At 40.7% G+C, this 24,131-nt stretch carries 24 protein-coding genes; 20 read left to right on the forward strand and 4 right to left on the reverse strand.

All coding sequences use genetic code 11. The features are described 5' to 3' along the window. The first annotated feature begins 354 nt into the window (after positions 1-354). The 17 genes from N1I86_RS13610 to N1I86_RS13690 all read left to right on the forward strand — a co-directional run bounded on the left by N1I86_RS13610 (position 355) and on the right by N1I86_RS13690 (position 17,844). A complete protein-coding gene (locus N1I86_RS13610) occupies positions 355-2,481 on the forward strand; it encodes an HD family phosphohydrolase (RefSeq protein ID WP_341096741.1) in 2,127 nt (708 codons plus the stop codon). Beyond that, positions 2,478-2,948, forward strand: coding sequence for an rRNA maturation RNase YbeY (gene ybeY / locus N1I86_RS13615; protein ID WP_341029990.1), 471 nt, complete (start codon positions 2,478-2,480; stop codon positions 2,946-2,948). The genes N1I86_RS13610 and ybeY overlap by 4 nt, the downstream gene beginning before the upstream one ends. Beyond that, positions 2,926-3,324: a diacylglycerol kinase family protein gene (locus N1I86_RS13620; protein ID WP_003355393.1), complete on the forward strand. Its 399-nt coding sequence runs from the start codon at positions 2,926-2,928 to the stop codon at positions 3,322-3,324. Before ybeY ends, N1I86_RS13620 begins: the two co-directional genes overlap by 23 nt. Positions 3,325-3,768: 444 nt before the next feature. Beyond that, the gene (era, locus tag N1I86_RS13625; protein ID WP_003355392.1) at positions 3,769-4,683 is read left to right on the forward strand and encodes a GTPase Era; all 915 of its coding nucleotides are present in this window, start codon (positions 3,769-3,771) and stop codon (positions 4,681-4,683) included. A gap of 118 nt (positions 4,684-4,801) precedes the next feature. After that, positions 4,802-4,945: a YqzL family protein gene (locus N1I86_RS13630; protein WP_003355391.1), complete on the forward strand. Its 144-nt coding sequence runs from the start codon at positions 4,802-4,804 to the stop codon at positions 4,943-4,945. Positions 4,946-4,982: 37 nt separating this feature from the next. Then, a complete protein-coding gene (gene recO, locus N1I86_RS13635) occupies positions 4,983-5,759 on the forward strand; it encodes a DNA repair protein RecO (RefSeq protein ID WP_341096743.1) in 777 nt (258 codons plus the stop codon). 393 nt (positions 5,760-6,152) lie between these two features. After that, positions 6,153-7,043 carry a glycine--tRNA ligase subunit alpha gene (glyQ, locus tag N1I86_RS13640; protein ID WP_003355389.1) on the forward strand — a complete coding sequence of 297 codons (891 nt, stop codon included), beginning with the start codon at positions 6,153-6,155 and terminating at the stop codon, positions 7,041-7,043. Continuing rightward, positions 7,036-9,108, forward strand: coding sequence for a glycine--tRNA ligase subunit beta (gene glyS / locus N1I86_RS13645; RefSeq protein ID WP_003355387.1), 2,073 nt, complete (start codon positions 7,036-7,038; stop codon positions 9,106-9,108). The genes glyQ and glyS overlap by 8 nt, the downstream gene beginning before the upstream one ends. A gap of 178 nt (positions 9,109-9,286) precedes the next feature. Continuing rightward, positions 9,287-9,919, forward strand: coding sequence for a helix-turn-helix transcriptional regulator (locus tag N1I86_RS13650; RefSeq protein ID WP_169799141.1), 633 nt, complete (start codon positions 9,287-9,289; stop codon positions 9,917-9,919). A gap of 31 nt (positions 9,920-9,950) precedes the next feature. Then, a complete protein-coding gene (locus N1I86_RS13655; RefSeq protein ID WP_341096746.1) occupies positions 9,951-10,754 on the forward strand; it encodes a pyruvate, water dikinase regulatory protein in 804 nt (267 codons plus the stop codon). Between the two features lie 462 nt (positions 10,755-11,216). Further along, positions 11,217-11,681 carry a DUF188 domain-containing protein gene (locus N1I86_RS13660; protein ID WP_147542817.1) on the forward strand — a complete coding sequence of 155 codons (465 nt, stop codon included), beginning with the start codon at positions 11,217-11,219 and terminating at the stop codon, positions 11,679-11,681. Between the two features lie 40 nt (positions 11,682-11,721). Further along, a complete protein-coding gene (gene dnaG, locus N1I86_RS13665; protein WP_341096749.1) occupies positions 11,722-13,575 on the forward strand; it encodes a DNA primase in 1,854 nt (617 codons plus the stop codon). After that, positions 13,568-14,701 (forward strand): RNA polymerase sigma factor RpoD, encoded by a 1,134-nt coding sequence (gene rpoD, locus N1I86_RS13670; RefSeq protein ID WP_003355382.1) that lies wholly within the window; start codon positions 13,568-13,570, stop codon positions 14,699-14,701. Before dnaG ends, rpoD begins: the two co-directional genes overlap by 8 nt. A 127-nt stretch (positions 14,702-14,828) precedes the next feature. Next, the gene (locus tag N1I86_RS13675; protein WP_270584040.1) at positions 14,829-15,362 is read left to right on the forward strand and encodes a hypothetical protein; all 534 of its coding nucleotides are present in this window, start codon (positions 14,829-14,831) and stop codon (positions 15,360-15,362) included. A gap of 190 nt (positions 15,363-15,552) precedes the next feature. Then, on the forward strand, positions 15,553-15,921 hold the full coding sequence (gene cccA / locus N1I86_RS13680; protein ID WP_048623700.1) for a cytochrome c550: 369 nt from the start codon (positions 15,553-15,555) through the stop codon (positions 15,919-15,921). 100 nt (positions 15,922-16,021) lie between these two features. After that, positions 16,022-16,729: a tRNA (adenine(22)-N(1))-methyltransferase gene (locus N1I86_RS13685; protein ID WP_341096752.1), complete on the forward strand. Its 708-nt coding sequence runs from the start codon at positions 16,022-16,024 to the stop codon at positions 16,727-16,729. Then, positions 16,726-17,844 carry a Nif3-like dinuclear metal center hexameric protein gene (locus tag N1I86_RS13690; protein WP_327796967.1) on the forward strand — a complete coding sequence of 373 codons (1,119 nt, stop codon included), beginning with the start codon at positions 16,726-16,728 and terminating at the stop codon, positions 17,842-17,844. The genes N1I86_RS13685 and N1I86_RS13690 overlap by 4 nt, the downstream gene beginning before the upstream one ends. Positions 17,845-17,919: 75 nt before the next feature. On the opposite strand, the gene N1I86_RS13695 is transcribed toward N1I86_RS13690, so the two are convergent. Both N1I86_RS13695 and vrrA read right to left on the reverse strand, forming a co-directional pair. Continuing rightward, positions 17,920-18,879 (reverse strand): 4-hydroxy-3-methylbut-2-enyl diphosphate reductase, encoded by a 960-nt coding sequence (locus tag N1I86_RS13695; RefSeq protein ID WP_003355377.1) that lies wholly within the window; start codon positions 18,877-18,879, stop codon positions 17,920-17,922. A 124-nt stretch (positions 18,880-19,003) separates the two neighbouring features. Next, on the reverse strand, positions 19,004-19,621 hold the full coding sequence (gene vrrA, locus N1I86_RS13700) for a VrrA/YqfQ family protein (protein WP_341096756.1): 618 nt from the start codon (positions 19,619-19,621) through the stop codon (positions 19,004-19,006). A gap of 408 nt (positions 19,622-20,029) precedes the next feature. Between vrrA and N1I86_RS13705 the strand changes: the two genes are divergently transcribed. Both N1I86_RS13705 and N1I86_RS13710 read left to right on the forward strand, forming a co-directional pair. Next, positions 20,030-21,340, forward strand: coding sequence for a DEAD/DEAH box helicase (locus N1I86_RS13705; RefSeq protein WP_270584034.1), 1,311 nt, complete (start codon positions 20,030-20,032; stop codon positions 21,338-21,340). A gap of 86 nt (positions 21,341-21,426) precedes the next feature. After that, entirely contained in the window at positions 21,427-22,320 is an 894-nt protein-coding gene (locus N1I86_RS13710; RefSeq protein WP_003355374.1) for a deoxyribonuclease IV, read from the forward strand. Between the two features lie 112 nt (positions 22,321-22,432). Here N1I86_RS13710 and N1I86_RS13715 read toward each other — a convergent pair whose 3' ends face one another. Beyond that, positions 22,433-22,693 carry a DUF2624 domain-containing protein gene (locus N1I86_RS13715; protein ID WP_003355373.1) on the reverse strand — a complete coding sequence of 87 codons (261 nt, stop codon included), beginning with the start codon at positions 22,691-22,693 and terminating at the stop codon, positions 22,433-22,435. Positions 22,694-23,003: 310 nt separating this feature from the next. On the opposite strand from N1I86_RS13715, the gene N1I86_RS13720 reads away from it, so the two are divergent. After that, positions 23,004-23,426 (forward strand): Fur family transcriptional regulator, encoded by a 423-nt coding sequence (locus tag N1I86_RS13720; protein WP_003355372.1) that lies wholly within the window; start codon positions 23,004-23,006, stop codon positions 23,424-23,426. Positions 23,427-23,480: 54 nt separating this feature from the next. Here N1I86_RS13720 and N1I86_RS13725 read toward each other — a convergent pair whose 3' ends face one another. After that, complete coding sequence (locus tag N1I86_RS13725) at positions 23,481-24,044, reverse strand: 5' nucleotidase, NT5C type (RefSeq protein ID WP_003355371.1); 564 nt, start codon at positions 24,042-24,044, stop codon at positions 23,481-23,483. Positions 24,045-24,131 lie beyond the last annotated feature (87 nt).

The following is a 24,131-nucleotide window of genomic DNA, read 5'->3' on the forward strand; positions in this document are numbered from 1 at the left end:
GAGGGTGGAGTGACCACTGGCATAAAGAGAACAGCTATTCACGGAAGTTATAAAGACTTGCGTCAATGATCTTAATTGAACCGCCGTATACGGAACCGTACGTACGGTGGTGTGAGAGGACGGGAGTTAATCGCTCCCTCCTACTCGATCCATGTTCCGTCTGTTAACGTTTCCTTGCTTCAGATGAATGACGGTTTTTTAAAAATTCATTGATACAAAGCTATCATCGCTTTCATTGTTGGATTCTACTGATATCAGGTGAGTAGTGGATGGACGTGTCGGATATCGCCGTTTAAAGGAGTCATCACACGATGTCCGTAAAAGATCCTGATGCTTGATCGGGGGATATGTACGATGATTGTACAAAAGTGGATAACCCGTATACGCTCTGCTGTCAGCTATTCGATGTTGGCTGCGCTCATGTATACACTCCTCACAATTATTTTGTTTGTCGTCCTTTATATGAATGTAAAACCCGAAACGTATGATGTAGAATTGTTTTCCGTTGCGGATAAAACAATCCGTTCACCGAAAACGATCGTTGATAAAGAAAAAACGGAAGAGGAACGAAAAAAGGCAGCTGAAGAAGTGGAAGATGCCTATGTCTATAATCAAGATACTGCTCTCAATCGGGTTTCTCTCGTGAATTCCATATTTGATTTTATACAAGAAGTAAAAAAAGAAAGTCAAAAGGAAGAACGGGCGCCATTAGCCGAACTGAAAGATAAACTGACGAAAAATGTGACAGAAGATGTGACGAAATCGATTAGCGATGATGTTTTTTTAACGCTGTTGTCCGCCGATCAAGAAGAACTAGAAAAAACACGGAATGCGATTGTGGACAATGTGGAGTTTACGTTGCAGCAGCGGATTCGCAAGGAACATTTGACTGATTTTCAAAACCAAGTCGAACAAGCGATTGAAAAAAATCCATTGGCCCCAGATTTAAAACGGGCTGCGGTTGAAATTGGACGTTATGCCATCGTGCCAACTGAAGAGTATGACAGCCGGTTGACCTCCGAGCGGAAAGAACAGGCCCAAGAAGAAGTGGAACCGGTAAGGATTTTACAAGGACAAGTTATCGTCCAAGAAGGTCACTTAATTGACAGGGACATTTATCGGCAATTAAAACTGCTGGGTCTTATCAATCACCAACGTTCTTATAAACCTGTTTTTGGACTCCTTATTTTTGTTTTGGTTGTCGTTTTTTTGCTCATTTATTCTTTTCATACCGCTTCTTTGCCTTCAGAAAAGAAAAAGAGCTATCTGCTTTTAGTGGGCATGATTTTTACTTTTTCTTTTTTGTTAATGAAAATCATTGCCTGGATTGGAAATAACGACTATGCTCAGTTGAGCTTCTTGTATCCGGGAGCGCTTTCTTCCATGCTCATTACCATTTTAATCAATGAGCGGACAGCAGCAATCGTCGCCATTCTTTTGGCGGCTTGCGGGAGCATTATGTTTCATAATGGAACGAGTGAAACCATTCATGTCGAAATGGCTATTTATCTATTATTCAGCGGTTTAACGGGAAGTTTGTTTTTATTGAAGCATCGCCGCCGCTTGAATATTTTACAGGCGGGAGTTTATGTGTCCATTGTCAATGTGCTCGTCATCTTATTTTTGAAATTAATCGGCAATGGATCGTATTCTGGAAAGGAATATTTGTTTTTTGCCTTGTTTGCTTTTATATCCGGGATAGCGTCTGCCGTGCTGACGCTAGGCTTATTGCCGATGATTGAAAATGGATTTGGCGTTTTGTCGACGATGAAGCTGATTGAATTATCGAATCCGAACCATCCTTTATTGAAAAAGATTTTAATGGAAACGCCGGGTACTTACCACCATAGCATCATGGTGGCCAACCTTTCAGAAGCGGCATGTGAAGCGATCGGGGCGAATGGGTTGCTTGCAAGGGTGGGATGTTATTACCATGATATCGGCAAAACAAAAAGACCAAAATTTTTTATTGAAAACCAAATGGATCATGAAAATCCCCATCAACATCTGTCTCCTGAGGTCAGTAAACAAATGATCATCGATCATGTGGTGGACGGAGCGGCTATGCTGCGAAAAGAAAAGCTGCCGAAGGAAATTGTGGATTTTGCTGAGCAGCATCATGGGACCACTTTGGTAAAATATTTTTATTATAAAGCGATTGAAAAAAACCACGAAGTGAATGAAGAAGATTTTCGATATCCGGGTCCTAAGCCGCAGACAAAAGAAATTGCCATCGTCAGCATTGCCGATAGTGTGGAAGCGGCTGTCCGATCGATGAAACAGCCAACTGTTGAACAAATAAAAAGCCTCGTCCATAATATTATTCAAGACCGTTTGCGGGACGGGCAGTTTAGTGAATGTGATATTACTTTAAAAGAACTGGAAATTGTCAAACAAACGATTTGTGATGCATTAAATGGTATTTTTCACTCGCGGATCGAATATCCGGAAATGAAAAAACAGACGGAGGAAGCAACATGAGTTTAATGATTGATTTAATCGATGAAACGAATGAATTAAAGCAAGAAGATTTGGAATTAGTGGAGCAACTGCTGCAATTTGCGTCTGAAAAAGAAGGGATTCAGGAGGAAAGCGAAGTGTCTGTAACCTTTGTCGATAATCAGCGCATCCAAGAAATTAACAGGGATTATCGCCATAAAGATCAACCGACAGATGTGATTTCCTTTGCTCTTGAAGAGACTGACGAGGAGGAAGTGGAAATCATTGGTGAAGATATGCCTAGAGTTTTAGGGGATATTATTATCTCTGTTCCTAAAGCACGTGAACAGGCTCATGATTATGGCCATTCTTTTCAGCGTGAACTCGGATTTTTAGCGGTGCATGGATTTCTTCATCTTCTCGGATATGACCACATGACAGAGGAAGAAGAAAAAATCATGTTTTCACGGCAAAGGGAAATTTTAAATGAATATGGACTCAAAAGATAAAGATCGGAACGTTTTCAGCGTCCATCGATTAAAACGGTCCTTTTCGTTCGCTTTTGGCGGAATAGGTACGGCATGGAAAGAAGCGAACTTTAAAATTCACGTTATGGCGGCATTCTTAACTACGGCGGCCGGTTTCGCTTTTCAACTCTCAAAATGGGAGTGGATGATCCTCTTACTTTTATTCGCAGGAATGTTCGCGCTGGAAATGGTGAATACCGCCATAGAAAAAATAGTGGATTTAGCGACACAAGACTACCATCCGCTGGCAAAAGAGGCAAAAGATTTAGCGGCGGGGGCGGTGCTCGTCTACGCTATTTTTGCTGTTGTGATCGGCATGATCATCTTTTTACCGAAATGGTTTCGACTTTTTGTATGAATGGAAGAGTCGCCCTAAAGGCGGCTCTTTTTCAAATCATGCGATTTGTGGGGAGTTCCGAGGAAGCGAAACGGAATTCCCATGAAATACGACGCATTTGGTTGAAAATGATGGTTATGGGGAGAAAACACCAAGTTTTAACTTACCCAATTTGAAATCATGCCATTTGTCGGTTAAAATGAGAGCGTAAGCCAATGAAAAACAGCCTTGTGGAATTAAATGGTTTTTTGAATCAACGAGGCAATAATGACGAATTTTTCTGAAATTTTCACTTCTCTCTCTCCATATGGAGAAAAAAATGGTGTAAAATATAGATAGTGATTCAATTCAGTTGGGGATTTGGCTTTTTAAAGCGCTTACAAATGAAAGTCTTTGGTTTCACAAAGGATTTGCTCAAAATCATCATACTAAGAATCTTACAACAGTGGAGGATGTTCGAAAACTATGGCGACAATTAATGCAGATTATAAATCAGGATTTATTTCCATTATTGGTAGACCGAATGTCGGTAAATCAACCTTTCTGAACAGGGTGATCGGTCAAAAAATTGCTATTATGAGCGATAAACCGCAAACAACAAGAAACCGAATTCAGGGAGTTTATACAACGGACGATGCCCAAATGATTTTTATCGACACTCCCGGCATCCATAAGCCAAAGCACAAACTTGGCGACTTTATGGTAAAAACGGCTGTAAACGCCCTTAAGGAAGTAGATTTGATTTTATTTATGGTGAATGTGACGGAAGGGCTCGGCCGGGGAGAACAATATATCATCGAAATGCTCAAAGATATCCAAACACCCGTTTTTTTAGTATTAAATAAAATTGATCAAATACATCCTGATGAGCTTTTTCCTATGATTGAACAGTACAAAGAACTTTATCCTTTCCAGGAAATATTTCCGATTTCCGCGCTTAATGGAAATAATGTTGATCGCTTGCTTTCGGCCATTAAAGAATATTTGCCGGAAGGTCCTCAATATTATCCGGCGGATCAAGTGACTGACCATCCGGAACGTTTTATCGTCTCGGAATTGATCCGGGAAAAAGTTCTGCATTTGACAAGAGAAGAGGTTCCGCATTCGATTGCGGTTCTGATTGACAAAATGGAACGCGAGGAAGAGAAGGATCTTGTGCATATCATGGCCACGATTATCGTAGAACGAGATTCCCAAAAAGGCATTATTATCGGTAAACAAGGGAGAATGCTGAAGGAAGTAGGAAAACGAGCTCGAATGGACATTGAAAATCTTCTCGGTTCCAAGGTCTTTTTAGAATTATGGGTAAAGGTTCAAAAAGATTGGCGTGATAAAATATCTGCTCTACGTGAATATGGTTTTCGAGAAGACGAATATTAAGATCTTGAGTTTTTGTCAAGGTACTTGAAAAAATTGCACCTAATAAATCGGGTATAGGCGGGGGAAAATATTATCACAACATTTTTGCTAGTTTCAATCAAAGAAAGGCGGGGTTATGATGTTGGATTTTACCTGGAAGCTGTTTTCGAAAACGGGTAATATTGATACGTATCTCTTGTACAAAGAGTTGGAAAAAGAAAGCCAATCTGCTCGCTTGGAAGAAGAGGAAGAACTAGCAGAAGCCGAATTTCCTTTGTCTTGAAAAGGCCCGTTGGTGCAATGAAAGGATGGCCTTCAACGTGTTTCAAAAGTGTGAAGGAATTGTCATACGATCGACTCCGTATGGCGAATCAAATAAAATCATCACATTGTTTACAAGAGAATTTGGAAAAATGGCTTTAATGGCGAGAGGGGCTAGAAAACCGAATAGCCGCCTCTCCGCCATTACCCAGCTGCTCTTTTGCGGGCAGTTTTTGTTTCAGCAATCAAGAGGATTAGGAACTCTGCAACAAGGAGAATCTATTCATTCTTTCAAAGAAATAAGGGAAGACTTGTTTAAAACTGCTTATTCTTCGTATTTGGCTGAACTGCTGGATAAAGGAACAGAAGAAAGTAAAGTCAACCCGTATTTGTATGAGCTTTTTTACCAAACATTGGATTACATAGATGAAGGCTATGATGCAGCTATATTGACCAATATTTTTGAAATGAAAATGCTGCAGGTGATCGGCCTTCGTCCGGAGTTGAATCAATGTGTGAACTGCGGCAGCAAAGAAGGGCGTTTTGCCTTCTCGATTAGAGAAAACGGTCTTCTTTGTCATCGCTGTTTTGAATTAGATCCTTATTTGCTTCCCGTTTCTCAAGCCACTGTAAAATTGCTGCGCCTTTTTTATTATATTGATCTTCGGCGTCTTGGAAGTATATCAGTGAAACCTCAAACAAAAAAAGAACTGCGTACTGTCCTTTCCATGTATTATGACGAATATTCGGGTTTGTTTTTGAAATCTCGAAAATTTCTCGAGGAGATCGAAAAAATGCAAAGCATGCTTGGTCCATCTTCGAAAGAAGGAGATTGACAAACGTGGTGGGATCGATTATTTTTGAATATGAGGAATAGCTATTCAATCTGGGGTATTATTAGAGTCCACGGTTAGTTGAAATGTAAATTTCATATTTTGCGAAGAAGGAAAGGAGTACCTGATTACGTTCTATCTCAGCGAATCCGGGATGGTGGAAGCCGGACATAGGGCATCAGGGAACGGCAGTCCGGAGCAAATATTTTTAAAAGTGGCCAGACGCTAAGAAAGCGGAGGCAAATAGGGTGGAACCGCGGGTGTAACTCTCGTCCCTATGCAGATTTACTGCATAGTGGCGGGAGTTTTTGTTTTGGACTCCATGCGTGGAAAAACGAAGAATGTCTTTAGCAAGACTTGTTTTTTTAGCAATTGGATCATATGGAGGTGTACGAAATGAATATACAAGAAATGATTCTTACGTTGCAGAAGCATTGGTCGGATCATGGCTGCATTCTCATGCAGGCTTATGATGTAGAAAAAGGGGCAGGGACGATGAGCCCGTATACGTTTTTACGGGCAATTGGACCGGAACCTTGGAATGTTGCTTATGTGGAACCAAGCCGACGGCCGGCAGATGGCCGTTATGGGGAAAACCCCAATCGACTGTACCAGCACCATCAATTTCAAGTGATTATGAAACCTTCGCCATCCAATATTCAAGAAATCTATTTGGATTCTTTGCGTGCTCTTGGAATTGATCCGCTTGATCATGATATTCGCTTTGTAGAAGATAACTGGGAAAACCCGTCTCTCGGCTGTGCAGGCCTCGGTTGGGAAGTATGGCTAGACGGGATGGAAATCACGCAATTTACTTATTTTCAACAAGTAGGCGGACTGGAATGCAAGCCTGTGTCCGTGGAAATTACGTATGGAATTGAACGATTGGCTTCCTACATACAAGAAAAGGAAAATGTTTTTGATTTGGAGTGGACAAATGGATTTACTGTAAAGGATATTTTCTATCAGCCTGAATATGAACACTCCAAATATACATTTGAAACATCGGATCCTGACATGTTGTTTAACTTGTTTAATACGTATGAAAAAGAAGCGAAGCGCCAAATGGAGGAAGGATTGGTTCATCCTGCCTATGACTACATTTTAAAATGCTCCCACGTATTTAATATTCTCGATGCGCGGGGCTCCATTTCAGTGACTGAACGAACGGCTTATATCGCTCGGATGAGAAATTTGGCAAGGCAAGTAGCCAAAACATTCTACGAAGAAAGAGAAAAATTGGGATTTCCTATTTTAAAAGGGAAAGGGGAGAAAGCGCATGACTAAAAGGGACCTTTTGCTTGAGATTGGATTGGAAGAGATGCCGGCCCGTTTTGTGACCGAGTCCATGAATCAGCTTGGAAAAAAAGTAGAGGAATTTTTTCAAAAAGAAAACATTGATTATGGAACGGTTTCCCTATTTTCCACTCCTCGCCGATTAGCTGTTCTTGTGAAAGATGTGGCGGAATCCCAGGCAGATGTTCATGAAGAAGCTCGAGGCCCAGCTAAAAAAGCGGCGTTAAATGAAGCGGGTGAATGGACAAAAGCAGCAATCGGGTTTTCAAAAAGCCATTCAGCTACTGTTGACGACATTTATTTCAAAGAGGTCAAAGGGATTGAATACGCTTTTGTGAAGAAATTTTTGAAAGGCCAGCCAACGGTTCAATTGCTTCCCAAATTAAAAGAGTTGATTGAGGGTATGAGCTTTGGGAAATATATGCGCTGGGCCGATTACGATTTGCGGTATGTACGTCCTATCAAATGGCTCGTTGTCTTATTTGGAAGCGAAGTGATTCCATTTGCGATTACGGATGTAGAAACGAATCGATTCAGTTATGGACACCGTTTTCTTGGCGGGAAAATTCAATTGGATTCTCCTGCTGAATATGAAACGAAGCTAAAAGCGGAATATGTCATTCCGAACCCCGATGAGAGAAAACAGTTAATCCGCAGCCAGTTGAAGAATTTAGAAGAAAAGCATGGCTGGGTCATCCCGATTGACGAAGAATTATTGGAAGAAATAAATAACATTGTGGAATACCCTACCGCTTTATTCGGCTCTTTTCAGGAAGAATTTTTAAATCTGCCAGAGGAAGTGTTAATTACTTCCATGAAGGAGCATCAGCGCTATTTTCCTGTAAAAACTGCCGACGGAAAGCTTCTTCCTCATTTTGTGACGGTCCGAAACGGAAACGATCGGTCTCTTGAAACGGTGGCTAAAGGGAACGAAAAAGTGTTGAAAGCGCGTTTAGCTGATGCTGATTTCTTCTATAAAGAAGATCAAAAGCTGATAATTTCTGAAGCGCTGGAAAAACTTTCGTCCATCGTATATCACGAGAAAATTGGGACATTGGCAGAAAAAGTAGCCAGGATACGAAAATTGTCGTCTTATCTTGCAGAGAGACTGCGTGTAGAAGAAGAAACAGCGCAGAAAGCAGACCGTGCTGCTGAAATATGCAAGTTTGATTTAGTCACGCATATGGTATACGAGTTTCCGGAATTGCAAGGGATCATGGGAGAAAAATATGCGCTTCTTCAAGGAGAAAATCCTGAAGTGGCAAGAGCGATTAATGAACATTACCAACCACGGAATTCGGAAGATGAACCTGCGAATTCACTTGTAGGCGCCATCGTAGGCGTGGCCGACAAATTAGATACGATTATCTCTTGTTTTGCTGTGGACATTATCCCAACCGGCTCTCAAGACCCATATGCTCTTAGAAGACAGGCGACTGGCATTGTACAGACCATGTTGAAGCATAAATGGAATCTTTCGCTGGAAGCTTTGTTAAAGGACAGCATTGATATCGTGTTAAGCGCTGGAATTGGCCAAAAGGAAACAGCAGAAATCTATACGGCTGTATTGGACTTCTTTAAACAACGAATGAAGCACATTTTAGAAGAAAAAGAAGTGCGCTATGACGTTATTGAGGCTTTGTTAGATGTTTCCATTCATTCTTTGGCAGAGGTGGAAGCAAAAGCGGAAGTTCTGATGAAACGAATCGGTCAACCTTCATTCAAGGAAGTGGCGGAAGCACTAAGCCGAGTCCTTAATATTACGAAAAAAGCAACTGAGGACAAAGAAATTCGTGAAAATCTATTTGCGAACGAAAGTGAAAAAGAACTATATGAACGTTATGTGAACTTGAAAAAAGAATGGAAACAAGATATTTCTGCTGAAGAGCGTTTCCAACTGCTTGAAAGTTTGCGTCCTGCGATTGAACGCTATTTTGATGAAACTATGGTCATGACCGACGATGAAGAGATCAGAAACAATCGGTTGGCGCAAATGAAGGAGCTTTCCCGCTACATTCTAGAGTTTGCCAACGTGAATTTGTTAGTGATAAAATGAACTTTCAGATGGAAAAGATGGTTTCCGTTGTAAGTTGTTTTTGCGTAAGTTTGACTGTTCCGACCCATATTATATCAAGATGTGAGAGCCTGTCGAACGAAGGCGGGCTCTTCCTCGTTTATTTCAAATAGTATATAATATTTTTGTATGAGTATAACACTTTTAATTGTGTTGGGTGGTGAGGATCATAGAACTTACAAAGCGTCAGGAACAAATATTGCAAATCGTGAAAAATAATGGACCTATTACAGGAGAACATATCGCTGAAAAATTAAATTTAACCCGGGCGACATTGCGTCCGGATTTAGCTATATTAACAATGGCCGGCTTCCTTGACGCAAGACCTCGGGTAGGATATTTTTATACTGGAAAAACGGGCGCGCAGCTGCTGACGGAAAATTTAAAAAAAATTTATGTAAAAGACTATCAATCGATACCCGTCGTTGTGCATAAAAACGTATCGGTTTATGACGCCATTTGCACGATGTTTTTAGAGGATGTCGGCACTTTATTTGTAGTGGATGACGATTCTTTGTTGGTAGGGGTGCTTTCGCGAAAAGATTTATTGAGAGCAAGTATAGGGAAACAAGATCTCAATAGCCTACCGGTAAACATTATCATGACGAGAATGCCCAATATTACGATGTGCTATAAAGATGATCTTTTGATCGATGTCGCCCAAAATTTAATCGAAAAACAGATTGACGCAATGCCTGTAGTAAAAGAAAAAGGAACGGGCTTCGAGGTGATTGGTCGAATCACAAAAACGAATATTGCGAAAGCGTTTGTCGCTTTAGCGAATGAAGATTAATGCCGAGAAAGAGAGAGGACAGTGATGATGAATGAGTGATCCAATTATCTACGTTGTTTCCGACTCTGTTGGCGAGACCGCGGAACTGGTCACAAAAGCTGCCCTCAGCCAGTTTGACGGTTCATATATGGTCCTCAAACGCTTTCCATACGTAGAGGAAATTTCTCATATTGAGGAAGTTATTTCTTTAGCCAAAATGGATAACGGAATGATTGTCTATACGTTAGTAAAGCCTGAAATGCGCCGATATTTGCAGGAGCGAGCCAAGAAGGAAAACATACAATCCTTTGATGTTATAGGTCCCATCATTGATGAGTTGGAGAATATGTTTCAGAAAAAGCCGCTGTACGAACCGGGACTTGTCCGCCGACTGGACGATGAATATTTTAAAAAGGTGGAAGCAATCGAGTTTGCTGTCAAATATGACGATGGACGAGATCCACGAGGATTAATGAAAGCTGATATAGTGTTGGTCGGTGTTTCCAGAACTTCCAAAACTCCTCTGTCCCAATATTTGGCGCACAAACGTTATAAAGTAGCCAATGTTCCGATTGTACCAGAAGTGGATCCGCCTGAAGAGCTGTTCAAAGTACCGAAAGAAAAATGCTTTGGTTTAAAAATTGGACCGCAAAAATTGAATCAAATTCGGAGGGAACGGCTGATTACTTTAGGGTTGGATGATCAAGCCAGCTATGCACAGTTGGACAGAATCAATAAAGAATTAGAGTATTTTGATTCCATCGTCAAAAAAATTGGTTGTGAAGTCATAGATGTAACGAATAAAGCGGTGGAAGAAACGGCCAATATTATCATAGAAAAAATTCGAAAAAAATAAGCGCATAATCACATGATTGTGTGCTTCTTTCCTTTTGAAAAAGAATTAGCTTTGACGATCCTTCTAATGTCTTGCTAAATGAAATAAAAAATAGCCAAATAAAAAAGTTTGTATTATAATAAAAAATTGTGATAAAAATATCTATTCAAGGTTTAGACTGGCCTCATTACGAATAAACTATTTATGGTGATATGTCAAAGACCGGGGCAATGGATACCCAGCGGCCAAATTGCTATCTGTTTGAACAGCCCGTAAACCTACACCAGAGAAAGAAAGAGAAAAGGATGATGATTCATTAATCGTCATAGGTCGGAACGGTGGAGAATAAGAGTGAATCGTCACTTGATGAATGCTGGCGAGAAAGCCGTGAGAAAATTCGACAAACCTGGCTACACTTCTTTTTGACAGGAAACTTGCTGTGAAAAAGAAGGAATCCACCATATGGTGTAGAATAATTAATTTATGACAAAGAAGAAAAGAACGATGAATATTTTTGTCGATGCAGATTCCTGCCCTGTAAAAAAGGAAATTATTTCGTTGGCAAATGAATATGATTTGAATGTGTTCTTTGTGGCATCGTACAAACACCAGCCGTCTGAAGAAATTGGAGGCATATGGAAATATGTCGACTCCCATTTTCAAGCTGTGGATCTGTTCATAGTCAACCATTTGCAAAAAGGAGATCTGTTGATTACACAAGATATTGGATTAGCAAGTTTGGCCACCTCAAAAGGAGGGTATGCTTTTTCGCCGCGGGGGAATCAATACAGCGAGAGTGAGATGGCTTACATTTTGGACATACGGCATCTCCAGGCAAAGGCACGCCGGTCAGGACGTTTTGAAAAAGGGGCAAGGCCTTTTACAGACGCTGACAGGAAGCAATTTTTAAAAAAAGTACGGAGATTTTTGTCGAAGTATGAAGGATAAATTCGACACTTTCGCGAATGTAATAAGCTGGTGATCTTTTATGGCAGGAAAAATCCCTGAGGAAACGCTTGACAGAATTAAACATTCGGTGAATATTGTCGATGTTATTCATGACTATGTTCAATTAAGCAAACAAGGGAAAAATTATTTTGGTCTTTGTCCGTTTCATGGCGAAAAAACCCCATCTTTTTCGGTTTCCCCTGATAAACAGATTTATCACTGCTTCGGCTGTGGAGCAGGGGGAAATGTTTTTACCTTTCTGATGGAAATCGAAAATATTTCTTTTCAAGAAGCGGCTGTCCAATTAGCGGAAAGAGCCGGGATCAAGCTGAATGTGGACATAACAGCCGAACCCGTTCAAGCGTTGCCGAAGGACCATGAACTCATGATGTCTGCTCATGAGCTTCTAGCTAAATTCTACCATCATTTGCTGATAAATACAAAAGAAGGCCAAAATGCACTGGAATATTTATTCTCGAGAGGCTTCACAAAAGATCAAATAGAAAAATTCCAAATTGGCTGGTCTCCAACGGGGTGGAACGTCGCTACGCTTTTTTTAAAAAGAAGAGGGTTTCCGATTTCATTGATGGAAAAAGCGGGGCTTGTTATCCGCCACGAAGGAAAAGGAGACTACTATGACCGATTTCGCGATCGAATTATGTTCCCTTTGCATGATTCGAAAGGAAGGGTCGTGGCGTTTTCCGGAAGAAGTTTGAGGGATCTGCAGCCGAAATATTTGAACAGTCCGGAAACTCCCATATTTCATAAGAGCCGACTCCTTTACAACTTGAACCGCTCAAGAAACTCGATTCGAAAAAAACGCCAGTTGATTCTATTTGAAGGATTTGCGGACTGTATAGCAGCGGACCGAGCCGGGATTGACAACGGTGTTTCAACGATGGGCACATCTTTGACGGAAGATCATGTGCATATTATTCGCCGTCTAACCGATGAAGTGTTAATATGTTATGATGGAGACTCTGCCGGAGTTGAAGCAGCATTTCGGGCCGGGAATCTTCTTGAAGAGGCTGGCTGCCGTGTGAAAGTTTCCGTCATTCCCGACGACTTGGACCCCGACGATTACATTCAAACATACGGCGGAGACAAATTCCGTCTGGATGTTATAGAGGCCAGCATGACGTATATGGCTTTTAAAATGCAGTATTATAAAAGGGGTAAAAATCTTCAAAAAGAAGATGAGAAACTTCAGTATATCGATGAAATATTGAAAGAAATTACAAAGCTTTCAAAGGCGGTGGAGCGCGATTATTATATGAGACAGCTGGCGGAAGAATTTTCGATCTCATTGGACGCGTTAAAATGGCAGCAGCGTCAAATATATTATGCAGAAAAACGGAATTTGCCGCCATCGCGACCGAATTGGGCAGGGAGAATTTCCGAAAAGCCTTCAACCGGAAAAATATACCCTGCCTATATAACGGCAGAACGCCGCTTGATTGCTTATATGCTGCAAGATCCTGAATTAGCGTATCAAATCCACGAAAAACTGGCAGGGGAGACTTTCAATCTGGATGAGCATCAAGCAATTTTCACTTATTTATTAGGTTATTACGAAGAGGGAAAGCACCCTGATGCCAGTGCTTTCATCAATTTTCTGCCGGATCCGAATTTAAGAAAAACGGTGACGGAAATAGAAATGATGAATGTCAACATGGATGTCTCGGATGAAGAAATAAATGATTATATAAATGAAGTGTTAAATCACCAAAAAATGTTAAAAATAAAGGCGAAGATGGAAGAAAGCAAAAGAGCAGAACAACAACATGATTATAAAAAAGCGGCAGCCATAGCCATGGAAGTTATGCAATTAAGAAAGATGTTGAAAAGGAAAGGCAGTTTCAAGGATGTTGGAAGGAGGGAAACTAATGGCTGAAAAGTCAACACGTTCCAAAGAAGTTGAGCCTGAATTAACACTAGATAAAGTAAAAAATCAAATAGTGGAAAAAGGAAAGAAACGCGGTGAGCTTTCATACGATTATATAGCCGATAAACTATCGAATTTTGATCTTGATTCCGAACAAATGGATGATTTTTATGAATACTTGAACGAACAGGGAATAGAAATCGTCAATGAAGATAGCGATCATGAAGAGGATCCTGATATTCATGAGCTCTCAAAAGAAGAGGAAGAAGAATTTGATTTAAACGATTTAAGTGTTCCGCCTGGAGTTAAAATTAATGACCCTGTTCGTATGTATTTAAAAGAAATTGGGCGTGTTGATCTTCTCTCCGCTGAAGAAGAAATTGAGCTGGCAAAACGTATTGAACAAGGGGATGAAGAAGCAAAACGCCGTTTGGCAGAAGCGAATTTGCGTCTTGTTGTAAGCATTGCGAAGCGGTATGTTGGGAGAGGCATGCTGTTCCTTGACTTAATCCAAGAAGGTAACATGGGGCTGATTAAAGCCGTTGAAAAATTTGATTACCGAAAAGGATACAAATTCAGCACCTATGCAACATGGTGGATTCGTCAAGCGATTACTCGCGCCATTGCAGACCAAGCAAGAACCATTCGGATTCCGGTTCATATGGTTGAAACGATCAACAAGCTGATTCGAGTTCAGCGGCAATTGCTTCAAGATTTAGGCCGCGAACCGACTCCGGAAGAAATCGGAGAAGAAATGGATTTATCTCCTGAAAAGGTACGAGAAATCTTAAAAATTGCCCAAGAGCCAGTTTCGCTTGAAACACCGATCGGGGAAGAAGACGATTCTCATTTAGGCGATTTCATCGAAGATCATGAAGCCACTTCACCGTCGGAGCACGCAGCTTATGAGTTATTGAAAGAACAGCTTGAAGATGTTCTCGATACTTTAACGGACCGTGAAGAAAATGTCTTGCGCCTGCGCTTTGGTCTGGATGACGGCAGAACTCGTACTTTGGAAGAAGTCGGGAAAGTGTTTGGCGTTACCAGAGAACGTATTCGCCAAATTGAAGCGAAAGCATTGCGCAAACTTCGCCATCCAAGCCGCAGCAAAAGATTAAAAGACTTTTTAGAATAATTTCATTTTGCCTTTAAAGTTTACTTCTTTTGAAGTAAACTTTTTTTTGTCGAAGAAAACGAATCATTGTGAATCTGAACGGCATTGAAAATCAGTGCCTATAATTGCAATGGGAAGTGGGTTGAACATGGATAAGCGAAAGCAAATCATTATCAAAGAAATCTTATTTTGGAAGCAAAATAAGATGCTGCCTGAAAAATATTGCGATTATTTACTAACACTATACAGTGAAGGAGAAGAACTAAACTCAGCCGCTCATTTGCCACGGTTCCATCGATCATATCGAATTCTGCAAGCCATATTGTTGCTGTTCCTTCCAATTTCATTATTTGTCCTTTATTTTACTGAAATGCCTTTCATAATGCAAATGGCGATTTTGACAATTTTTGTCGTTTTATTGATAGGAGCGGGTATCTACTATGGACGAAAAGGATTTTTTGTGCAGTTCATATTTCTATCTGCAGCGCTCATTTTTTTATTTTTCACAATCAAAATCCATGATAAGTTTTTGTCGGGAAATTCTATCAGCCTGTATTTGATTATTTTGATGAATTGCCTTTTATGGATAGCGGTTGGAAAAACCAAAAAATTACTATATTTTACTGTTTCGGGGATTGCGGGAATATTCATAACCTTTGTTTTCATCCTGTTTCATTCTTGAGGAGAGGGAGGCTTCGGATGAATATTTGTTGACGAGAAATGATAAAATATAAGTCGAATTCTTTTTTCTGAAAACGGAAAAACGGGAAAAAATTAACAATCAAGGACTTTTCCTCATCCGGTTTTTGAAGTAAAATAGAAGGTGTTTGTACTGTGAAGATTGAAATCGCATACATAAAGGAGGGAATAGCATGAATCGAAATCCAATTATTCCGTTTTTGCTGATTATGGTATTTGGAATCGGCCTGGTGTTTTTCTTATCATTAAAAGGTCTAAATGACAGCGAACAGGCTGCCAAAGAAAAAAAGGGCGGCGGCGAAAAAACGGAACAGACAGCTGAGACTTTTGACCCCGAAGGTTTCTTTAAACAAACATGTGCGGGCTGCCACGGGCAAAATTATGAAGGCGGCGTAGGGCCATCCTTAAAAGGGGTTGGCAAGAAATTATCCAAAGATCAAATCAAAAACATCATTCAGAACGGAAAAGGCGCTATGCCTTCAGGACTTGTGTCCGCTGACCATGCTGACCAAATGGCAGACTGGCTGATGAAATTAAAATAATGGTATCAAAGTTCTTTGCTGATCGACGCAAAGAGCTTTTTTTGTGGCAGCATTCCGTTTAAAATAGATGAGGAAAGAAAAATGGTTAAGTGGTGAAAACATGAATATCCATCAATTATCGAAACGTCTGGAAACTGTGGCAGAATACATACCGAAACATTCAACAGTGGCTGATATCGGCCCTGACCACGCTTATTTGCCTTGCTACGCTGTAAAGAAAGGATTGGCAAAAGCGGCTGTCGCCGGGGAGATTGCAGAAGGTCCTTTTCAATCGGCGAAGAAGCAAGTGCAATCGTCCGAACTGGAACATTTAATTGACGTCCGTAAAGGAGACGGACTGGAAGTAATAGCAAAAGGAGAAGTTGATTGCATCGTCATTGCCGGAATGGGTGGCAGTTTAATCGCCTCCATTTTAGAAGCGGGAAAAGAAAAGCTCCCGGGAGTAAGCCGGCTTATTCTTCAGCCGAACGTCGGATCTGGACAAGTTCGAGAATGGCTTTTAAAAAACGGCTGGGAAATCGTCGACGAACAAATTCTGGAAGAAGATGCAAAAATATATGAAATTATCGTCGCCGAAAAAGGGGACCCGTATCGCCCTTATGATCAGTTGGAAGCCGGCATTTTAATGGGACCGATCTTATTAAAAAAGAAAAACGACGCTTTTTATCAAAAATGGAAGCATGAATATGAAAAGTGGGGAAATATTCTTAACCAATTAAATAAAGCAGAATCAGCGGATAAGACAGTGGAAAAACGTACCGAACTCATGAAAAAAAGGAATTTGGTAAAGGAGGCGCTGGGATTATGAAAACAGTCAATGGACATGAAGTGATCCAGTGGTTTGAACGCTTTGCTCCTAAATCTTACGCGATGGAAGGCGATAAAATTGGTTTACAAGTGGGAAGACTGAATCAGCCAGTGAAACGGGTGCTGATTGCTCTGGATGTGTTAGAGGAAGTAGTCGATGAAGCCATTGAGCAAAACGTTCAATTAATTATTGCTCATCATCCGCCCATTTTCCGTCCATTAAAAGCGATACGGACGGACGAACCGAGTGGAAGAATAATGGAAAAATTAATCAAAAACGACATTGCCGTCTATGCCGCTCATACCAATCTTGACATTGCTCCCGGTGGCGTCAATGATTTATTGGCTGAATGTTTGCAGCTGGAAGACACGGAAGTGCTCGTCCCGACCATCGAAGAGCAATTGAATAAACTAGCTGTTTATGTACCTGTCGACCATGCAGAAGAAGTCCGAAAAGCAATAGGAGATGCCGGTGCCGGTTTTATTGGCGAGTACAGTCATTGTTCTTTTTCGGTAACGGGAACAGGAAGATTTCTTCCAGGGAGTCATGCTAATCCCTATATTGGCGAAAGAGGAAAACTGGAAGAAGTACAGGAAGTAAGAATTGAAACGATTTATCCAAAACGGTTGGAGAAAAAGATTTTGACAGCGATGCTGAAAGCACATCCATATGAAGAAGTGGCGTATGATCTTTACCCTCTGGAAAATAAAGGAGAAATTCTTGGGCTGGGGAGAATTGGCAAACTAAAGCAAGAAATGACGCTCGAAGAATTTGCCCGTTTTGTGAAATCCCAGTTGGAAGTAGAAGGTGTGAGAGTCGTAGGAGATTTAAAGAGCAGAGTGAGAAAAGTGGCTGTTCTTGGCGGCGACGGCAATAAATATTATCAATCGGCTGTGTTTAAAGGCGCCGATGTATATGTGACGGGAGACATGTATTATCATACCGCCCATGATGCCATGATGGCTGGTTTAAATATAGTCGACCCGGGACATAATGTGGAAAAAGTAATGAAAACAGGGGTGGCCAAAATATTATCCGCCATTTCGGACGAAAAAGGGGCGGACGTAGAGTTTATTCCTTCAAAAGTCAATACGGATCCGTTTCGGTTTTTATAATTTGCTTATGATTTGATCTCTACTGTTGACGATGCCTCATTTTGTGGGGAATAAAAAACCGGCAAAGGCTGTGGATCAGCCTTTTGCCGGTTTTTTTGGATGTTTAATTTTAGGCAAGATCTTTTCAAGCGGAACTTTCTTTTCGCGGACCCAAGTCGTTTCGTCATTTGGATCAAAGGCTTCCAAAAATTCAATCACTTCCCTTACGATCGGCGTCGGTGTGGAAGCTCCTGCGGTAACAGCCACTTTTTTCACGTCTTTAATCCAATCGATTTCAATCTCGGTAATATCGGAAACGCGGTAAGCTTTTGTTCCTGCAATTTCTTCAGACACTTGGGCTAGACGGTTGGAATTGTTGCTCTTAGGATCTCCAACCACAATCAAGACATCCGCTTCTTTTGCTTGTTCAGCAACCGCTTCTTGGCGCACTTGAGTGGCAAGGCATATTTCTTTATGAGTTTCCGCTTGTGGATATTTTTCTTTCACTTTGTCCATAATGTGAGCGACATCCCATTGGCTCATGGTCGTTTGGTTGGTCACGATCACTTTATCATTTTGGATGGACAAATTCTCAACATCTTCCGGAGTTTCCACCAAATGTACAATGTCGGGCGCCACCCCAACTGCTCCTTCCGGCTCGGGATGCCCTTTTTTGCCGATATAGATGACATCATATCCTTGTTCTTTTTTTTCGCGGATTAATTCATGGGTCTTTGTGACATCCGGACAGGTAGCGTCAATTGTCACCAGTCCTTTTTCTTTGGCCAGCTTTCTGACTTCCGGCGAGACGCCATGGGCGGTAAAAATAACCGTTCCTTTATCGACTTTTTTCAAAATTTCTTTGCGGTTTTTTCCGTCTAATGTAATGATCCCTTCTTTTTCAAACGCCTCTGTGACATGCTGATTATGAACAATCATGCCTAAAATATGAATGGGGCGGGGAAGGGTTTTATCTAAAGCGGCATTGCGGGCGATGACCATGGCATCTACAACGCCGTAGCAATAACCGCGAGGTGATATTTTAATGACTTCCATGCGCTAAAATCCCCCTGTACAATAATAGAATTCGGGTCCTTACGATTTTTATTATATAGGAGGATACAAAAGAAGACAAAGAAAGATTGTTTGGGTCCGTTATTGTAAAATAAGAATAGCCTTGTTAAATATAGAGTTTAGGAACGGATTCGCCGCTTCTTTTCTCCGCTTTGGCGGACGATGCTTTTTTGCTTTTTTGGATGCGTGATATTTTTGTCTGATGAGAAGAGCTGGATGCTTTTTTTGCGCTGTCCTTTTTTTCGGTGTTTTCTTCCTCTTCATGACTGTCTTCATCCGGTGAATCGGATTCTGTATCTGCGTCTGCGTCTGCATCTTCTTCGGCGGTAGCATTTTTAAATCCTTTGTAAAGCCTCCACATAGCCGGCAAATTTCTCACCATAGGCCCGTATTGCTGGATCATAGGCCCGATTTGCTGAGCAGTATTTAAAACTTGCTGAGTATTTGCTAAAAATTTATTCAGTGTTCCGGGGGAAGCAAGATTTTGGACAGGGGACTGGCCGATCAAGGAAGCGGGGCGTTCGAAACCGGTCATCCCGGGAAAAGCGGTGTTGCCCATTCGTCCCGATCGATTCAAAAGTCGCGACAATAATCCCCCGCCGCGGGCAGGTCTGCTCACAGGAGATCTGGCAAAAGGTGAAAAAGATTGAAAAGGCTGCGTTGGCTGCGGTCCGCGAAAAAGATTGAAACCTCTTTGTACAGGGGGCATTTGTCTAGGGGGCATGTACGTTCCTCCTTTCTGATACGATTACACTCTTTTATAGAATATGCAAGGAAGATATAAAGTGAAACATCTTGTCAGCGAGCTCTTTTCCAATGAAGAACAAGTTGACATTTCTCAAACAGTTACGGCGAAAACGGATTGGTAAAAGAAATGAAGTATGAACTCTTGGCATCAACCTCTTGATAAAAGAAAAAAAGCGAAGGCACATAAACAGGCTGAAAAGCGGGAAAAGGTTTTTGGTTAAAGAAGAAGCGATGAAAATCGAATTTTGACTCAATCATACAGAAAAGATGAGGGCGGAGAGAAAAATGAGGAGTTTATAATCCGAAAAATAGAAAGAAAAGATGATTTATTGGATTGATTATTATATAATGTGGCAATGGAAATGACCTTCAAGGAGTGGCTTAAATGATCAACCATCAATTTAAGAAATTTGGATTTCAGCCTTTTCTTAATAAAGCAATTGAAGAATTAGGATTTTATCAACCTACAGAAATACAGGAAAAAATGATCCCTTTGATCTTGAAAGGGGAGAGTGCGGTCGGCCAGTCGCAAACGGGGACGGGGAAAACGCACTCCTATTTGCTGCCGATTTTGGAAAAAATTGATCCAGAAAAACAAGAGGTGCAAGCTGTCATAACGGCTCCGACGAGAGAATTGGCCAGTCAAATTCACCAAGAGATAGTATCGATTACGAAGTTTTCTGAGAAGACGATCACCGCCCGTTGCCTAATAGGCGGAACGGATAAACAAAAAGATATGGAAAAGTTAAAAAAACAGCCGCATCTTGTGGTTGGTACACCTGGAAGGATTCGTGATTTGATTACAGAGCAGGCTTTATCCGTTTATAAAGCTCAAATTCTTGTGGTGGATGAAGCGGATTTAATGTTGGACATGGGGTTTATAGTGGAAGTGGACCAAATTGCCAGCCGAATGGACAAAGATTTGCAAATGCTTGTTTTTTCTGCAACCATTCCGGAAAAATTAAAGCCTTTTATAAAAAAATATATGGAAAACCCGGAATACGTTCAAGTACAGCCTAAAAAAGCGTCGGCAGAGACAATCGAACATATTCTAGTCCCTCTGAAAAGTCGGGAAAAAATCGACTTGCTTTATCAGCTGCTGATTGCCTTTAACCCCTATCTGGCTTTGGTTTTTACCAATACGAAACAAATGGCAGATGAAGTGGCAGATGCGTTAGCAGCAAAAGGATTAAAAACGGGAAGAATTCATGGCGATTTAACTCCCCGCGAAAGAAAGAAAATGATGAAACAAATCCGCGCCCTTGAGTTTCAATATATAGTGGCCACAGATTTGGCGGCTAGGGGTATTGATATTGAGGGAGTCAGCCATGTAATAAATTACGAATTGCCGCAAGATCTCGATTTTTATATTCACCGTTCAGGACGGACCGGTCGGGCGGGCTTTTCAGGAATATGTGCTTCAATTTATACCCCGAGCGATGAAGATATTTTAAATCGTTTGGAGAAAAGAGGAATTCGCTTCTTGCATCGTGATATTCAAAAGGACGCCATTATAGAAATTCCGGATCGGAACAGAAGGAAAAACCGGGAGAAGATGGCAGATGAAACAGAATTAAAAGCGAAAGCCCTCGTACGCAAGCCTAAAAAAGTGAAGCCGGGTTATAAGAAAAAAATCAGACAGGAAATAGAAAAATTAAAGCGAAGAGAAAAACGATTGAAAGCGAAAAAGAAATAAACCTTTTGTTTGATACAGACACGAAAGCAGCAACACCATTGGTGAACCGCTGCATTTAAAGGATAAGGAAAAGGGAGCTGAAACGGATGTTGAAAATAGGGTCTCATGTTTCAATGAGCGGGAAAAAAATGCTTCTAGCGGCGAGCGAGGAAGCTGTTTCCTATGGGGCGAACACGTTTATGATTTATACCGGTGCACCGCAAAATACGAGACGCAAGAAAATAGAAGATTTAAATATAGAAGCGGGCCGCAAGCATATGGAGGAACATGGAATTACGGAAATCATCGTCCATGCACCTTATATTATTAATATCGGTAATGCCAAAAACCCGGATACGTTTCAATTAGGTGTTGATTTTTTGCGCAGCGAAATTGAAAGAACAGAAGCGATCGGAGCTAAACAAATTGTTCTCCATCCCGGCGCCCATGTCGGAGAAGGACCGGAAGTCGGCATTAAAAAAATTATTGAAGGCCTAAACGAAGTATTGACTCGTGAGCAAAATGTACAAATTGCGTTGGAGACGATGGCTGGAAAAGGTTCGGAATGCGGAAGGACATTTGAAGAATTGGCGATGATCATCGATGGTGTGGTTCATAATGACAAGCTTTCCGTATGCTTTGATACGTGTCATACACACGATGCAGGATATCCGATTGTCGAAGATTTCGATGGAGTGCTTGAGGAATTTGACCGAATCATCGGCATTGATCGTTTAAAGGTGCTGCATGTGAACGACAGCAAAAATGAAAGAGGGTCCCGTAAAGACCGCCATGAAAATATTGGCTTTGGTCATATAGGCTTCAAAGCTCTTCATTATATAATTTATCATCCACAATTAGAAGATGTGCCAAAAATTTTGGAAACGCCGTATGTAGGGGAAGATAAGAAAAACAAAAAACCACCGTATAAATTTGAAATCGAAATGATCCGTAGCCAAAAGTTCGATGAGAATCTTCTGCAAAAAATTGCAGAAAGCTGATTAGAGAACAGAGAACTCCAAAGCCCTTTTCGATAAGCCGCAAGCGGGGAATATAAAGGCAAGGAAAAGGGCCAGGAGTTTTTCGCCTTTATCTTTGCTGTTTTCATCACCGTCATTCTGAGTTCATAAACAATATAAACAGCTCATTGATTTCTTTTGCTTTTTTCGGTCCGATGATTTTAGCGATTTCCTTGATTAGCTGAGTCCGCTGCTTATCATCAAACAAGTCGATTTTTTTTCCGCGCAAATGCGCCGCAATCGCATCTGCTTGTTCTTTCGTGATCGAAATTTTGAACTGTTTTCCCCATTTATAAAGTTCTGTTCCCGTCATGGTGCTGATTTTATGATTGATCATCGTTTGAATAAATTTCAACGCCCATCACTCCCTGATTCACTATATGCGTCAACTTGAAAATTGTGTCTATAAAAAGGGAATGGAACGGAGAATTTTCATTTTCGTTTACTTATTGGCGTTTTTCATGTATACTTCACTTATCTATAAATCGGAATCATTCTGAAAAATGAGAATAAAATCGCCCTGAAAGCGATGATTAAAATCAAATAAAATTCGTTAAGCATATAGGTTTGAAAATATTCATAGTTTTTTCTGGTATTAGAACGGTTATTTATTTTGTCCATGAGCTCGGCAGCATACGGAAAATGACACAGTGGGGGTGCAATGTATGGAAGTAGCAGAAGCCATTTCGATTTTGAAAGAAAAAGGATTTAAACATACGGATAAAAGGGAGGATTTGCTTGCATTATTTGCCAAGCACGATAAGTATTTATCGGCCAAAGAAGTGCTGGAGATGATGAAAGGACGTTATCCGGGCGTCAGCTTTGACACGATTTACCGGAACTTGGCTTTATTTGTCAAAATCGGAATATTAGAAGATACGGAACTAAACGGAGAAAAATTGTTTCGGTTTTCTTGTTCTGCCATGGAGCATCATCACCATTTTATTTGTCTATCTTGCGGAAAAACAAAGGAAATTCATATTTGCCCGATGAATTCGATTCAAGAAAATTTGGACGGATATGAAATCGCAGATCATAAATTTGAAGTGTATGGAACATGTCCAGAATGCAGAAACGGCGAAAAATAAGGATTTTCCCCTTATTCTTCGCCGTTTTTTTGATGGGTTTGTACGTACTCACTGTTAAAATAATCGTTTTACAATATCATTTGCTTCTTTCCATGAGTCGACCCGCATCACTCCTTTAGGGACTGGCTCCTGGTTGTAAGGGGTATTGAACAAAATAACTGGAATATCCAATTCTTTATGGATTGAAACAGCATTGTCATGCTTATCCTCAAAAAATATATCCACTTCATGTTTTTTGGCGGCTTCAATTTTGTGGTGAGTTCCGATCAATTCAATGTGATCATAGAGGATGTCGTTCTCTTCAAACCATTTTTTTGTAATATCGAACACATGATCGCCTCTTGCGCTGATAAAGAACAGCTGAAAACGTTTTTTCCATTCTGTTAATACTTCTTTTGCTCCTTCTGCAATCGGGGAAAGTTTATATATGAGCGGTTCCTTTTCCGTGTACCATTTGTTAAAAATGTCTTCCGGGATATTTAATGCTTCTGTTAAATCATATTTTGTAATATCTTTTAAAGTGATGTTTAATTGGAAGTCTTGGTTGATAAAAGGAATTAAACTGTCAGGGGATGTTACTGTACCATCGATATCTATGCCAAACCGTTTTTGTTTCATTTCTCTCTGCTCCTTTGATTCATCCTGCTTTTTTCTGTTGGTCGCTTTCACGGTAATCCGTTGCAAATAAAAGTGTATCATACTTTA

The organism is Bacillus sp. FSL W8-0116 (assembly GCF_038003825.1).
Lineage (GTDB): Bacteria > Bacillota > Bacilli > Bacillales > DSM-4216 > Bacillus_O > Bacillus_O smithii.

Excerpts from the sequence above, each read along its gene's own strand:
- N1I86_RS13610 (WP_341096741.1), top strand. The coding sequence starts at position 355 with ATGATTGTACAAAAGTGGATAACCCGTATACGCTCTGCTGTCAGCTAT.
- ybeY (WP_341029990.1), top strand. The coding sequence starts at position 2,478 with ATGAGTTTAATGATTGATTTAATCGATGAAACGAATGAATTAAAGCAA.
- N1I86_RS13620 (WP_003355393.1), top strand. The coding sequence starts at position 2,926 with ATGAATATGGACTCAAAAGATAAAGATCGGAACGTTTTCAGCGTCCAT.
- era (WP_003355392.1), top strand. The coding sequence starts at position 3,769 with ATGGCGACAATTAATGCAGATTATAAATCAGGATTTATTTCCATTATT.
- N1I86_RS13630 (WP_003355391.1), top strand. The coding sequence starts at position 4,802 with ATGTTGGATTTTACCTGGAAGCTGTTTTCGAAAACGGGTAATATTGAT.
- glyQ (WP_003355389.1), top strand. The coding sequence starts at position 6,153 with ATGAATATACAAGAAATGATTCTTACGTTGCAGAAGCATTGGTCGGAT.
- glyS (WP_003355387.1), top strand. The coding sequence starts at position 7,036 with ATGACTAAAAGGGACCTTTTGCTTGAGATTGGATTGGAAGAGATGCCG.
- N1I86_RS13655 (WP_341096746.1), top strand. The coding sequence starts at position 9,951 with ATGAGTGATCCAATTATCTACGTTGTTTCCGACTCTGTTGGCGAGACC.
- N1I86_RS13660 (WP_147542817.1), top strand. The coding sequence starts at position 11,217 with ATGACAAAGAAGAAAAGAACGATGAATATTTTTGTCGATGCAGATTCC.
- dnaG (WP_341096749.1), top strand. The coding sequence starts at position 11,722 with ATGGCAGGAAAAATCCCTGAGGAAACGCTTGACAGAATTAAACATTCG.
- rpoD (WP_003355382.1), top strand. The coding sequence starts at position 13,568 with ATGGCTGAAAAGTCAACACGTTCCAAAGAAGTTGAGCCTGAATTAACA.
- N1I86_RS13675 (WP_270584040.1), top strand. The coding sequence starts at position 14,829 with ATGGATAAGCGAAAGCAAATCATTATCAAAGAAATCTTATTTTGGAAG.
- cccA (WP_048623700.1), top strand. The coding sequence starts at position 15,553 with ATGAATCGAAATCCAATTATTCCGTTTTTGCTGATTATGGTATTTGGA.
- N1I86_RS13685 (WP_341096752.1), top strand. The coding sequence starts at position 16,022 with ATGAATATCCATCAATTATCGAAACGTCTGGAAACTGTGGCAGAATAC.
- N1I86_RS13690 (WP_327796967.1), top strand. The coding sequence starts at position 16,726 with ATGAAAACAGTCAATGGACATGAAGTGATCCAGTGGTTTGAACGCTTT.
- N1I86_RS13695 (WP_003355377.1), bottom strand. The coding sequence starts at position 18,879 with ATGGAAGTCATTAAAATATCACCTCGCGGTTATTGCTACGGCGTTGTA.
- vrrA (WP_341096756.1), bottom strand. The coding sequence starts at position 19,621 with ATGCCCCCTAGACAAATGCCCCCTGTACAAAGAGGTTTCAATCTTTTT.
- N1I86_RS13705 (WP_270584034.1), top strand. The coding sequence starts at position 20,030 with ATGATCAACCATCAATTTAAGAAATTTGGATTTCAGCCTTTTCTTAAT.
- N1I86_RS13710 (WP_003355374.1), top strand. The coding sequence starts at position 21,427 with ATGTTGAAAATAGGGTCTCATGTTTCAATGAGCGGGAAAAAAATGCTT.
- N1I86_RS13720 (WP_003355372.1), top strand. The coding sequence starts at position 23,004 with ATGGAAGTAGCAGAAGCCATTTCGATTTTGAAAGAAAAAGGATTTAAA.
- N1I86_RS13725 (WP_003355371.1), bottom strand. The coding sequence starts at position 24,044 with ATGAAACAAAAACGGTTTGGCATAGATATCGATGGTACAGTAACATCC.